Below are 12,714 nucleotides of genomic sequence, written 5' to 3' on the forward strand. Positions count from 1 at the left end.
GCTAAGCCGGCAGGTGAGGCGCGATTTGATAAGTTGGCGTTATCGGATGTTTGATAGGCTGGGGATATTATACTTGGTCAACTAAGTTAAGCCGAATGCGGCACGGAGGTAGCGTACGTGGCGTCTACACTCCCGGGAGCAAGGCCCGTCCCAAAAATTGCCAAAACAGCAGGATGGGAAGTTGTCTTCCCAGAATAGATGCTGTGTCATAACTTCAGGTTGAGAACGAACTCTGAGGCGAAGAATGACAATCAGACTGCCCCAAATCGGTACAATTACTCAGGGAACGATATTCTGCTGCGCCTCTGCCGAGCGCTACCCCGGCGCGCGAGTGTTCGGAGTTGCTATCACTGCACGTTGTGATGTCGCAAACGATAAGTTTCCAGTTCTTAATTATATTCCTGCAGTCCTACTTACGGATTGGTTCCACTGCGATGGCTGGGAAATTCTTCACTCTAAGACGTCTAAGGCAGCCGAAGGTTCTTTTCTGAGTGCGTTGAAGCAACAGGATATCTCTGAAACCATACTCTACTCAAAATCACACCGTGAAATATATGAATCCTTCTTCGTGGGAGAAAATGCGCTAGGCTCTGCCCGGAAATCTGCCGAAAGAGTGCGGGGGATAGTTGAAGAAATTGAAATTTTGGCGAATCTGCAGATTACATCTTTAGAGCAAAGAAATTATCTTCTTGATAAGTATCAAAAATACTCTCGGCAAATCATTCAAGATCTAATCGAGCATAAGCTATCTGGGCACTATTATCTCCCGGCTATACCTGGGGAGGATAATGTGCCATTGGTTGCTCTTATGAGAGAGTCAAGCTTTATCCCGCGTGATATCGCAGAGGCAATCGCAAGAGGGACTGATCAGGCGCGCGCGCCTCAAGTTTCTCGCGGAGGTGCCGGTTTGGATTTTTCTATTGATGAGTTTGCAATGCCATTGGGTCAATTGATGTCTCCTAATATCGAGCACCTCATGCAGACTTATTCTCAAATGTTCGGCAGGATTGGTATTGAGGACACGCCAGCAGAAGCTTTAAAAGCTATTTTTTCGATAGAATTAAGAAAGGCGACGCAGTGAAATTTGTTTCTATTGAAGAGTTTGCTCTAAATGAGCTTATAGAAAATCGTCTCTTTCAGACCGTGGAGCACGATCTCGCAAAAGCTTTCATCGGTTTAATGAATGGATCTATCAGATCTGCGACGCTGCCGCAGGGATTGATAAGCTTCCAATTGGAGGAAGGGTTAATAATCGCATCAACCCGTGCTAATCGAGAATCTCGCTTTTTGGTCATTGACTTGGAGCAGTCTCGGTTGTTCGATGGCCTTAGCGACTCAGACGCTATTTTTGCTGTCCAGAAGTCGATGAGATTCGCCAAAAAACTCTGGCACGGTATGAGTACAAATTTTTCAGAGTTTATTGTGCCACAAAGCACTAAAGCAGTTCTTTTTCCATTCTCTTCGTATCGACCTAAACCATTCAGAATTTTGTTCGAGAGATCGCCGCTGGCCGAGCGAGTGCGGAAGCGCGATTTGCAGGGTAAATTTACGCTGATTTGGAAAGCAACTGAAGGATCAGGCACCAAGTCAGAAGCCCCCAATGAGACCAATTTCCGAAAATTCTTTGAGCAAATCAACGAAATCTATGAGCAGATTAGATCACTGAGCTCGCCTGTGGAGAATGCGCTTAGTGGTAGTCGTGTCCTTTCGAGCAGTAACTTGGACGACCTAGGTGGCGTTAGTACCATATCTATTTTTCAACCTTACGATGATTGGCTAGATCTTCTAACCTCTAAACAAAGGGCGTTTATTGAGGAGCCGCTTTCAGGTGCACGCAGAATCGAGGGCGCTGCGGGAACGGGTAAGACATTATGCTTGATGCTTAAAGCCGTAAGAGAACTTAGATCCTCTGCCGCTGACGGTCGGACGTTTCATGCGGTATTCATCACGCACAGTGAAGCAACCAAAAGTGCAATTTTAGAATTCATGTCCGTCATAGATCCAGACAAATTTTATAAGCGCGACCGTTCTTTAGAGCCGGTTACACTGAGCGTCGTGACGCTCAGTGAACTCTGCGCATCTAAACTAACGCAGCAGATTGGGGACTCCGAGTTTGTCGATAGAGATGCGTTAGAGTCAAAAGAAACGCAACTTCTTTACATAAGCGAAGCACTTGAGGCGGCGGAAGCGACGGACTTCGCTTCTCACGATAGGTTTTTATCTTCTGAATTTAAAGGATTCCTATCGCGCACGGACCGTTGGACATTGATCGAAATGCTTCAGCATGAAATCAGTGTTTCAATCAAAGGGCGCGCCGGAGAGAAGTTTGATGTTTACAAAAAGTGCGATGCGCTAAAGTACGGGATACCGCTCGTATCCGATGCCGATAAGGGTTATATTTTCACCATATTCCGCCGATATCAGGAATATCTGGGATCGGCCTCCCAGTTTGACACGGATGACGTTGTTCTAACTACAATAGGACAGCTGGATACGCCTATATGGAGGCGTCGGCGCTTACGTGACGGTTATGATGCAATTTTGATAGATGAAACTCATCTTTTCAATATAAATGAACTGCATGTTTTTCATCACTTTACCAAGTCTGAGACACATCAAAATATTCTCTTTTCTATTGATCGCACGCAAGCTGTCGGTGATCGCGGCTGGACAAGTGATGATATCGAGGGGGCAGTTATTGGCGGTGATGATAGGGCTGAGGCGAGTCAATTATCCACAGTATTCAGGTGTTCTCCACAAATTGTCGATTTAGCAGCCTGTGTAGTTTCTTCCGGCGCACTTCTTTTTACTAACTTCGCGAATCCCCTTATCAATTCCGTATCGGGATTCACTGAAAAAGAGGAGAGAATTGCAAAAGTTCCATTGTACACATCGTTTCCAAACGATGAGGCTATGATTGAGGGCGCATTCGCAAAAGCTGATCAGCTGCGCGTGGAACTCAACTGCAAAAGGGGAGACATTCTAATTGCTAGTCTGGACAGAGAACTTTCCTTTCTCCTATCTCAGTACGCGTCCCAGAAGAACAAGCCACATATTTTTTTAAAGAAGCGAGGGGACCAAGAGGCTGTCGATGGCGCTCAAGGATCGGGCCAGTATGTGATTGGTCATGCCGATTTTGTCGGAGGACTGGAGTTCATGGCAGTTGTTATAGTTGGAGCTGACTCTGGCAGGATTCCTCCATCAAAGGGGGCTGTGGCTGAAAGTAGCCAGAACTACTTATCTTATACTTCCCACAACCGTCTATACGTGACTATCACTCGCGCTAGGTTAAGAGTGGAAATCCTAGGGGACCAATCTCGAGGGCCAAGCTCTTTACTTGGCACTGCGTTCGACAGCAAGTGCTTGATCGCTGAAGGCGTAGCGTGAGTTTTACTCAGATAAACTTAAGGTATTGGCCCTTCATAGGGCCAATGCTACCTTTCCATGCGTCTTCTATGTATATCCGATAAACCGGACATATCAATTCATGGATAATATCTTGATATTTTTAAAAAATGACAGAAAAGTTCGCCAAGATACAAACACTTATACAGCTAAGAAAGATGTTTCGGGGAAAGATGAACCAGAAAAAAATGTCTATGGCGATACAACAGCTATAATTGGCCTCAGAGAACTCATGAGGCGTTTTTTTAAATTATAGCTAAACGGTAAGTTTGCTCTGGAATTAAATCATACATCCGATAATAGTAAATTATCGATTAAAGTCGTTTGTCAGGTCCATTGTTCGAAATATGCGTATTTTACGCACTTGCTGTAAAAACTGCAACATTTCAAGGGTATCGCGACTATTCGGCGAAGCGGGGCTGGGCCAGACGATGGACACCCGGTTCCCGCCTATCCTCTGAAAGAGGATAACGTCGGCAGGGGGCGATAGCATAGGTTCGTTGCGCGCTCTGCGTTCGATCTGCACTTCGGGAGCTTGAGGCCACGAGGTCCGGGCGAAAGGAAGCATCGCTACGCTGTCCAAAGTGGCTGAACGACCCAGGATCATGTTGAGCGGAATTATGTCGACCCCCACTCGATCCGTCGCATATCCAACATCTCATCGGAGCTTTACTGGTCTGCCTCAGGATACAACTCACCGGTACATCATCCGATGAATTCTGGCTCGTTGAGCGACCTCAAGCGTCAGAACCGCAGACCGGGGCTTCAGCAGTCCACTACCTCTGCTGGCTCTCTTTAGACTTTGATCCGCTTTTTCCTGTCTTCGACCTGTTTGCAAAGCAGCCCACCCGTAAAACGTCGTTCATAATCGGGCCGATGGCCTTCCATCGCGTAAACTGAAAAGAAGTCGGGCTTGAATGTGCATCACGCGGGCTGGGTTCCGAACCATCAAAGTGCCGGAGCGACGAGGGGGGGCGGCGCAGGGGAAGCGTGAGCGGTACCGCCACATACAGCGCCCGCCCATTGTCACACCGCGCTGTTGAGAACGATGGCTTTCGCAAGCAGCCGCCCGAGTGTTTCCTGCTCAGCGCCGCTGAGGCCGCGGATCAGCTCATGCTCCAACTCGGCATGAGTGCGCATTGCCTCTTCGGCCACGGCGATGCCGCGGGGCGTCAGTTCGACCTGCACGCCGCGGGCGTCATGCTCGTCGGCGCGGCGGATGATGTAGCCGTCCGCTTCCATGCGGCGCAGCAGGTTTGACAGGCCACCCGAGCTGAGGACGATTCTCGACAGCAGCTCTCCGGGCGACATCCGGTAGGGCGGGCCGCTGACCCGGATCGTAGCGATGACCGCATAGCTGGGGAACTTCAGGTTGAACTTCGCCAGATTGCGGTTGATTCGCTCGGTCATCAGCTCCTGCAGATGCAGGACCCGCCCCACAACGGCTTTGGCACTGCTGTCGATGTCGGGAACTTCGGTCTGCCACATCCGCAGGCCGCGGCCGATCCGATCGACGTCCCAGTAAGCAATCGGGTCACGATCATCTGAGCTCAAGTCAGGTTTCCTCTCTTTGTGCTGCAATATCTTTCAGAAAGTATCGCAGGGCGCGATCTTTTTATAGCTTTTGAAAATCTTTTATGAAAGCTTAATTGAAGAAGATTCACCCCGGCCCGGCCGGGAACCCGAAGTGGGAGGCTTTGGCGGCATGAAAAGCAAGTTTATGATCCCGGCAGCAGTGGCGGCGGCGGCGGCCTTCGGCGCGCCGGGGGCAGGATCTGCGGCGGAACTGGTGGTCGGCACCTTTGGCGGGGGCTTCGCGGAGAACCTGAAGACCTGCTATGCGGCGCCTTTCACGGCGGCGACCGGGGCCGAAGTCCTGCTCAAGCCCGCCAACTCCGCGCAGCACGCGGCTTCTCTGCGCGCCAGCGCCGGATCGCCCGATGTGGATGTCGTCTTCGCCGATGATGCCTTTGCGGTGCAGCTGTCGAATGAAGGCCTGTTGCAGCCGCTGGACCGCAGCAAACTCAGCAATGCGCCCGATATCCTGGAAGCGGCCTGGGGCGCGCAGGATGCCTATGTGGCGGCCATGCTGGGGGCAACCGCCATCGTCTATAACCGCGAGACGCTCTCAGAGCCGCCGACCTCCTGGACGGATCTCTTTGATCCGAAATACGAAGGCCGCGTCACCATCGGTGATATTTCGGGCACCACCGGCTGGCAGTTTGTGGCTGCGGTGAACGCCATGGAGGGCGGCCCGCTGGAGGATCCGAAAGCGGCGCTGGAGAAGATCAGACCGCTCGCCAAATCGGCGGCGCTTCTCTACACCCAGGCCGATCAGGTCGTCTCGCTGTTTGAGCGCGGCGAAATTGATATGGCCGTCTGGTATCCGGACCGCGCCGGTGTCGCGATCAAATCGGGCCTGCCGCTGGCGGTGGCCTATCCTGAGGAGGGGGCCGTTGGCATCCGCCCGACCATCTCGATCCCGAAGGGCGCCGAGAACGCGGAACTCGCTGAGAAATTCGTCGATATCGTCCTCTCGGCTGAGGCGCAGAAATGCTTCTCAGAGGCTCAGGTGATCGGTCCGGTGAACACCAAAGTCGTGGTTGAGGGCGAATATGCCAGCATCCTGCCGACCGCAGAGCAGGCGGCAAAAATGCTCTTCCTTGATCCTGAGACCATGGCCCGTCTGATGCCGGACTGGACCCGCCGCTGGCAGCGCGAAGTGCTGCGCTGAACCGCTCCTGATCTGACTGAACATCCTTCCCGGCAAGCCCGCAGCCCGCGGGCCTGCCCGCCTGCGCCTGAAAGACATTCGAATGAGCAATCTCACCCTGCGCAATGTTGTGAAGCGCTATGGAAAAACCGAGGTGGTCCGCGGTGCCTCGTTTGAAATTGCCGAGGGCGAGTTTGTCTCGCTGCTCGGACCTTCGGGCTGTGGCAAGACGACGATCCTGCGCATGGTGGCGGGCCTGCTGGAGCCAAGCGGCGGCGAGATCCTGATCGGCAGCCGCGAGGTGACCCGGCTGCCGCCCGATAAGCGCAACATCGGTCTGGTCTTTCAGTCCTATGCGCTCTTTCCGCATATGACCGTCTTCGACAATGTGGCCTTTGGCCTGCGCCGCCGCAAAGAAGAGCCCGCAGAGATCACCCGCCGCGTGAATGAAGCGCTGGAGATGGTGCGCCTGTCGGGCTACGGCAGCCGCTATCCGCGCGAGCTTTCGGGCGGTCAGCAGCAGCGCGTGGCCATGGCGCGCGCCATTGCACCGCGCCCGAGCGTGCTGCTTTTTGATGAGCCGCTGTCCAACCTTGACGCCTCGCTGCGCGATGAGATGCAGATTGAGCTGAAGCGGCTGCAGAGCGAGCTGGCGATTACCACGCTGTTTGTGACGCATGATCAGGCAGAGGCGCTCAGCCTCTCAGACCGGGTGGGCGTCATGTATAACGGCGTCATCCAGCAGCTGGATGCGCCGGAGGCGATTTATCACCGGCCGGTGAATGCCTTTGTCGCCAGTTTCATCGGCAAGCCCAACCGGGTGAGCGGCGTGATGCGCGGCGGCAGTCTGGACCTTGGCGGGGATCTGGTGATCCGGGCCGAGGCCGGACATCTGGCGAATGGCACCGCGGCTGAGGCCTTCATCCGCCAGGAGGCGCTGCAGGTGCAGTCATCGCCCGTTGAGGGTGCTTTGCGCGGCACGGTGGCGCTGCGCTCTTTCTCGGGGCCGCAGGTGCAGCTTGTGGTGCGCCTCGGGACCGGGGCAGAGCTGGTGGTCGATGTGCCCTCCTCGGCGGAGGCGGCGGCGCTGACACCCGGAGAGACGGTCTGGCTGGGCCTGCATCCGCGCGATGTGATCGTGCTGGCAAAGGAGGTGTGAAGTGACGCCGCGCCGTTCCGCCTGGCTTTTGGTCTCACCGCTGCTGCTGGTGCTGACGCTGGCCTTCTTTGTGCCGCTTTTGCTGCTGATCCCGACCAGCTTTCGCGAGTATCTGCCCGGTCAGGGCATGGTACCGGGCAGCTTCACGCTTGAAAATTACGCCCGCATTCTGACGGATGGCTATTATCTGGAAGTCGTGCTGCGCACGCTGGTGCTGGGCGTGGCGGTCACGGTGATCTGCCTTTTGATGGGCTATCCGGTGGCCTATCTGATCGTGCGGGGCAATCCGCGCTGGCGGCTGGCGCTGACGCTTCTGGTGATCTTCCCGCTGATGCTGAACCTGGTGGTCCGCTCCTTCGGCTGGATCGTGCTGCTGAGCAACCGGGGCATCGTCAACAACCTGCTGACGGACATCGGGCTGATCGCGACGCCGCTGAAGCTGATGTTCAATATGACCGGCCTGCTGATCGGGCTGAGCCACATCTATCTGCCCTTCATGGTGCTGATGCTGGTGGCGGCTTTGCAGAACATGCCCCGTGACGTCGAGGCAGCGGCCTCCAGCCTCGGGTCGTCGCGCACCCATGTCTTCTGGTCGGTCACCCTGCCGCTGACGGCACCCGGGATCATCAGCGGCTCCATTCTGGTCTTCGTGCTGACCATCTCGGCGCTGGTGACACCGCGGATGCTGGGCGGGCCGTCCTATCAGGTCATGGCGACGCTGATTTATGACGAATATATGCAACTTCTTGACTGGCCGAGCGGCTCTGCGCTGTCTTTCGCCCTCGTCAGCATGACACTGCTGATCATCTGGGGTTCGAGCCGTCTTACCAGAAAATGGGCGGGCCTCGCATGACCACTCTTCACCCGACCCGCTCTGTGACCGCGATTGCCCTGCTGGTCCTGGCCTTTTTGCAGATCCCGGTTCTGGTGGTCATTCTCGCCTCCTTCAGCGAGACGAGCTATCTGACCATCCCGCCCCAGGGCGTCACGCTGAAATGGTATGAGGCGGTGCTGTCAGATCCGACCTATCTGCGGGCGATCAAAAACAGCCTGATCCTTGCCTGTGCCTCAACGGCCATCTCGCTGGTGCTGGGGGTGGCGGCGGCCTATGCGCTCTTTCGCCGGGTGCTGCCGGGGTCAGAGGCGATCACCTCGCTGCTGATCTCTCCGCTGGTGGTGCCTTCGGTGGTGGTGGGGGTTGCCATGCTGCAGTATTTCACCCTGACCGGCTTTCGCGGCAGCTTCATGGTGCTGATCATTGCCCATGTGGTGATCACCGTGCCCTATATTCTGCGCTCGGTTCTGGCGAGCCTTTCGGGGCTGGATCTCTCGGTCGAAGAGGCGGCGCGCTGCCTTGGGGCCAATGGCTTTACCACCTTCCGGCTGGTGACCTTGCCGCTGATCAAGCCTGGACTGGTGGCAGGGGCGCTTTTTGCCTTCGTAACCTCTATGGAAAATGTGCCGGTGACGATTTTCCTTGCCTCGGCCAAGCAAACCACGCTGCCCATTCTGATTTTCAGCTCCGTTGAAATGGGGGTGAATCCTTCGGTCGCCGCCATCTCCACCCTTCTCATCGTTGCAACCGCGCTGGTGCTTCTCGTGGCAGAGCGCTGGACCGGCTTTCACAAATTCGCCTGAGGACGACAGATGCATCTTACCAGCAAAGGCTTTCCGCTTTTCCTGACCTTCGATCTTGATGCGGAGACCATGTGGACCGGCCGCGATCCTGACTATGCCCGGCGGCCCATTATGATGTCTCAGGGTGCTTATGGCTGGAAAGTCGGCACCGACCGCATCCTGAAGCTGCTCGATCAATATGAGGCAAAGACCACCTTCTTTGTCCCCGGGCTGGTTGTCGAGCAGCGCCCCGCGCTGATGGAGCGGATCCTGGAAGCCGGGCATGAGATCGCGCATCACAGCTATTCGCACCGCTGGATCCTGACGCTCAGCCATGACGAAGAGCGCGAAGAGATGGAGCGCGGCTTTGAAGCGATCCGCCGCGTCACCGGCTATGCCCCCAAAGGCTGGCGCTCCCCGGCGGCGGAACTGTCGGATATCTCGATGGATCTGATGCTGGAATATGGCTTTGAGTATTCCTCGAACTTCTTTGACGATGACTCGCCCTATCTGCATGTCGTCAACGGACAGCAGACCGATCTGGTGGAACTGCCCTTCCGCTGGGTGCTCGATGATGCGCCCTTCTTTCAGTATTCCATCGCGCTGCCGGGCCGCACCATGCAGGCCCCCTCTGCGGTTGCCGAGACCTGGAAGCTGGAGCTCGACGCACTTCACGCCGAAAAGCGGATGATGATGATCGGCTTTCATCCGCAGATCATCGGCCAGCCCTCGCGGCTCTGGGCGCTGGAGCAGCTGTTGAAACGCGCCCGCGAAAAGGGCGACGTCTGGATCGGGCGCTGCGATGACATGGTGGCGGATATGCGTCCGCGCCTGAAGGCTGCAACAGCGTGAGCGGCGCTTTTTCAGGGCGCCGCATCGTGGTGGCGGGCGGCGCGCAGGGCATCGGCCTTGCCATCGTGCTGCGGCTGCGGGCGGCGGGCGCAAAGGTTGGCGTGATCGATCTGGCCGGACCCGCGCTTTCGGCGCTTCCGGGCGATGTGACGGCCCTCGCGGCAGATATCACCGACACGGCCGCTCTCGCTGCGGCAGGGGCAGAGATCGCAGCGTCGCTCGGCGGCGTCGACGGGCTGGTTAACTCCGCCGGAATTGATCTGGTGGCGCCGCTCAGTGACATCACCGATGACGCCTGGGAGCGGATCATCGCCGTCAATCTGACGGGGGCGATGAAACTCGCCCGCGCCTTTGAGCCGTCCCTGCGCGCTTCGGGCTGCGCGGCCATCGTCAATCTGTCTTCCGGCGCGGGGCTGGTGCCGCTGAAACACCGCAGCGCCTATTCGGCCTCCAAGGCCGGGCTGCAGATGTTTTCAAAATCCCTGGCAATGGAACTGGCTGAGGCCGGTATCCGGGTGAACTGCGTCTGTCCCGGCGCGGTTGAGACGCCGCTTTTTCGCGCCTCCATCAGCGGGGGAGAAGACGAGGCGGCGCAGCTTCAGGCGGTGCGCGCGCGCTATGCGCTGCAGCGCATCGCAGCTCCGGATGAGATCGCAGCCGCCATCCTGTGGCTTTTGTCGGATGAGGCCTCTTATGTCACCGGTGTCGCCCTTGCGGTGGACGGTGGCCGGACTTTCCATTGAAAGGTGCGTCCCTTGGCTGATGCTCTCTCCCGTTTTGACGGCAAAACCGCAGTGATCACCGGCGGCGGCGGCGGCATCGGCGCGGCCATCGCTGCGCGGCTGCACCGCGAAGGTGCCAGAGTGGCAGTGCTCGACCGCGACGTCTCGGCACTGCCAACGGGCGCGCGCTGGTATCTCCATGAGGGGGATTTTCTGGCGGAGGGCGCGCCGGAAGCCTTCCATGCGGCGGTCGTCCGGGACTTTGGTCCCGTCGACATCCTGATCAACAACCTGGGCCAGAGCGGCCGCGAAAGGGCGGCGCCCTTTCACCGCTCCCAGGAAGAGGTCTGGCGCTTTGTGATGGAGATTTCGCTGTTCTCAGCGATGCGGATGTCGCGCCTTTGCGCCGCGGATCTGCAGGCGCGCGGCGGGCGGATCATCAATATGTCGAGCCTTGCCGCTTTTGCCGGAAATCCGGGGCTGACCGATTATGCCGCTGCGAAAATGGGGCTGATCGGCTTTACCCGCTCGCTTGCGCGCGAAATGGCGCCCCACGGGGTGACGGTCAATGCGCTGGCCCCCGGCGCGATCCGGACGGCCGCCCATGCCGCCATGCCGCCCGAGATCATTGCTGATATCATTGCGAAAACCCCTGTCGGCTTCGTCGGCGAGCCCGAAGATGTGGCCGCCGCAGCCGCATTTCTGGCCAGTTCAGAAGCCCGCTATATCACCGGTCAGACCCTTCTGATCGATGGCGGCAACTGGATGCTCTGAGGAGAGACCCCCCATGGCTGATCTTGCAGATCTGAGTGCCCGTGCGCTTGCCCGCGCCATCCGCGATAAAGAAGTCTCGCCCTGCGAGGTGACGGAAGCCGTGCTGCGCCGCATCGGCGAGCGAGCGGAGCTGAATGCCTTTGTCACCACCGCGGCAGAGGAGGCGCGGGCCGAAGCCAAAGCCGCCGAAGCCGCCGTGATGCGGGGCGAGCCGCTGGGCGCGCTTCATGGCGTGCCCTATTCGGTCAAGGATCTGCTGCCGACAAAGGGCGTGCGGACGACCATGGGCTCAAAGCTCTTTGAAACTAACGTTCCGACTGCGGATGCCCCCTCCGTGGCACGTGCGCGGGCGGCAGGCGGCGTGATGATCGGCAAAACCACCACGCCGGAATATGGCCACACCCAGACGGCCTTTTCGCCCTTAAGCGGGCTGACGCTGAACCCCATCGATCCCGGCGTGACGGCAGGGGCCTCAAGCTCCGGCTCTGCGGTGGCGGTGGCGGCGGGGATGGGGCCCTTGTCGATCGGCACGGATGGCGGCGGCTCGATCCGGATTCCCGCGGCCTGCTGTGGTGTGGTCGGGATGAAGGCCACTCTGGGCGTGATCCCGCATCTGGGTGTGCCGGACCTCTTCGGGGCGAATTCCTATGCGGGGCCGATGGCGCGGGATGTGGCCGATACCGCGCTGTTCTTTGAGGTGCTTCAGGGCGCCTCAGATCTCGACCCCTGGGGCCAGGCGGCAGTGCAGCTTCATCCCGACGATCTGCGCCCGCTGAAGGGTCTGCGCGTCGGCTGGCTTCCCACAGCCGGGGCGCGGGTTGAGCGTGAGACCGCCGCGATCACCGCCACGGCAGCGGCCTGCCTCGAAGCGGAAGGGGCGATCGTCGAAGAGGCCGATCTGGATTTCCGCAGCTTTGAAGACTGTTTCCTGACCATCCTGCGCGCCGGGCTTGCCGCAAGGGCCGAACCTGCCTTCCGCGGGCGCGAAGATCTGGTTGCGCCCTCGCTGGTCGAGACCGCCCGTCAGGGGCTTGCGCTCTCGGCTGTTGATGTTTCACAGGCCGCAACCGCCAGGAGCCGGCTTTTCCAGCTGATGCAGCAGCATTTCCAGCGCTTCGATGTCCTGCTGTCACCCGTGCTGACAGCCCCGCCGCTGCCGCTTGGCTATGATCCGATGGGAGAGATTGAGATTGACGGTCTGCTCTCGGGCACGATCCGGGGTGCCTGGTATCCCTTTACCTATCCTCATAACCTGACCGGCCATCCGGCCATCGCGATTCCCTGGGCGCAAACCAAAGGCGGGCTTCCGGTCGCGGTTCAACTTACTGCCCCGTGGTATCACGACCGCAAACTGCTGCGCCTGGCGCAGATACTCTCCGACCTGCGACCGGGCTGACCGGCTCGGCCTGCCTCTCTGCCAGGGGGCATTAGGTGTTCAGTCCCGGCATCTGGTGGATCGGATCGAGGATGAA

Annotated in this window: 12 protein-coding genes; 11 read left to right on the forward strand and 1 reads right to left on the reverse strand. The window is 57.9% G+C overall.

Annotated features, from left to right (window positions below; genetic code table 11):
- The first annotated feature begins 244 nt into the window (after nucleotides 1-244).
- The 3 genes from EG244_RS19070 to EG244_RS20565 all read left to right on the forward strand — a co-directional run bounded on the left by EG244_RS19070 (nucleotide 245) and on the right by EG244_RS20565 (nucleotide 3,661).
- Nucleotides 245-1,081 carry a hypothetical protein gene (locus EG244_RS19070; protein ID WP_124966747.1) on the forward strand — a complete coding sequence of 279 codons (837 nt, stop codon included), beginning with the start codon at nucleotides 245-247 and terminating at the stop codon, nucleotides 1,079-1,081.
- A complete protein-coding gene (locus tag EG244_RS19075; RefSeq protein ID WP_124966748.1) occupies nucleotides 1,078-3,387 on the forward strand; it encodes a UvrD-helicase domain-containing protein in 2,310 nt (769 codons plus the stop codon). The genes EG244_RS19070 and EG244_RS19075 overlap by 4 nt, the downstream gene beginning before the upstream one ends.
- A 100-nt stretch (nucleotides 3,388-3,487) precedes the next feature.
- Nucleotides 3,488-3,661: a hypothetical protein gene (locus EG244_RS20565; protein ID WP_158617372.1), complete on the forward strand. Its 174-nt coding sequence runs from the start codon at nucleotides 3,488-3,490 to the stop codon at nucleotides 3,659-3,661.
- Between the two features lie 770 nt (nucleotides 3,662-4,431).
- Here EG244_RS20565 and EG244_RS19080 read toward each other — a convergent pair.
- On the reverse strand, nucleotides 4,432-4,959 hold the full coding sequence (locus tag EG244_RS19080) for a MarR family winged helix-turn-helix transcriptional regulator (RefSeq protein ID WP_233589077.1): 528 nt from the start codon (nucleotides 4,957-4,959) through the stop codon (nucleotides 4,432-4,434).
- 151 nt (nucleotides 4,960-5,110) lie between these two features.
- Between EG244_RS19080 and EG244_RS19085 the strand changes: the two genes are divergently transcribed.
- The 8 genes from EG244_RS19085 to EG244_RS19120 all read left to right on the forward strand — a co-directional run bounded on the left by EG244_RS19085 (nucleotide 5,111) and on the right by EG244_RS19120 (nucleotide 12,638).
- Nucleotides 5,111-6,139: an ABC transporter substrate-binding protein gene (locus tag EG244_RS19085; RefSeq protein ID WP_233589078.1), complete on the forward strand. Its 1,029-nt coding sequence runs from the start codon at nucleotides 5,111-5,113 to the stop codon at nucleotides 6,137-6,139.
- Nucleotides 6,140-6,221: 82 nt separating this feature from the next.
- Entirely contained in the window at nucleotides 6,222-7,277 is a 1,056-nt protein-coding gene (locus tag EG244_RS19090; RefSeq protein WP_124966749.1) for an ABC transporter ATP-binding protein, read from the forward strand.
- A 1-nt stretch (nucleotide 7,278) separates the two neighbouring features.
- Nucleotides 7,279-8,130 carry an ABC transporter permease gene (locus tag EG244_RS19095; protein WP_124966750.1) on the forward strand — a complete coding sequence of 284 codons (852 nt, stop codon included), beginning with the start codon at nucleotides 7,279-7,281 and terminating at the stop codon, nucleotides 8,128-8,130.
- Complete coding sequence (locus EG244_RS19100; RefSeq protein ID WP_124966751.1) at nucleotides 8,127-8,915, forward strand: ABC transporter permease; 789 nt, start codon at nucleotides 8,127-8,129, stop codon at nucleotides 8,913-8,915. The genes EG244_RS19095 and EG244_RS19100 overlap by 4 nt, the downstream gene beginning before the upstream one ends.
- Before the next feature lie 9 nt (nucleotides 8,916-8,924).
- Entirely contained in the window at nucleotides 8,925-9,746 is an 822-nt protein-coding gene (locus EG244_RS19105) for a polysaccharide deacetylase family protein (RefSeq protein WP_124966752.1), read from the forward strand.
- Nucleotides 9,743-10,489 (forward strand): SDR family NAD(P)-dependent oxidoreductase, encoded by a 747-nt coding sequence (locus tag EG244_RS19110; RefSeq protein ID WP_124966753.1) that lies wholly within the window; start codon nucleotides 9,743-9,745, stop codon nucleotides 10,487-10,489. Before EG244_RS19105 ends, EG244_RS19110 begins: the two co-directional genes overlap by 4 nt.
- Before the next feature lie 12 nt (nucleotides 10,490-10,501).
- Nucleotides 10,502-11,242: an SDR family NAD(P)-dependent oxidoreductase gene (locus tag EG244_RS19115; RefSeq protein ID WP_124966754.1), complete on the forward strand. Its 741-nt coding sequence runs from the start codon at nucleotides 10,502-10,504 to the stop codon at nucleotides 11,240-11,242.
- Nucleotides 11,243-11,255: 13 nt separating this feature from the next.
- A complete protein-coding gene (locus tag EG244_RS19120; RefSeq protein ID WP_124966755.1) occupies nucleotides 11,256-12,638 on the forward strand; it encodes an amidase in 1,383 nt (460 codons plus the stop codon).
- Nucleotides 12,639-12,714: the final 76 nt, after the last annotated feature.

The sequence above is a fragment of the Falsigemmobacter faecalis genome (assembly GCF_003863335.1).
In the GTDB taxonomy this organism is placed as follows: domain Bacteria; phylum Pseudomonadota; class Alphaproteobacteria; order Rhodobacterales; family Rhodobacteraceae; genus Wagnerdoeblera; species Wagnerdoeblera faecalis.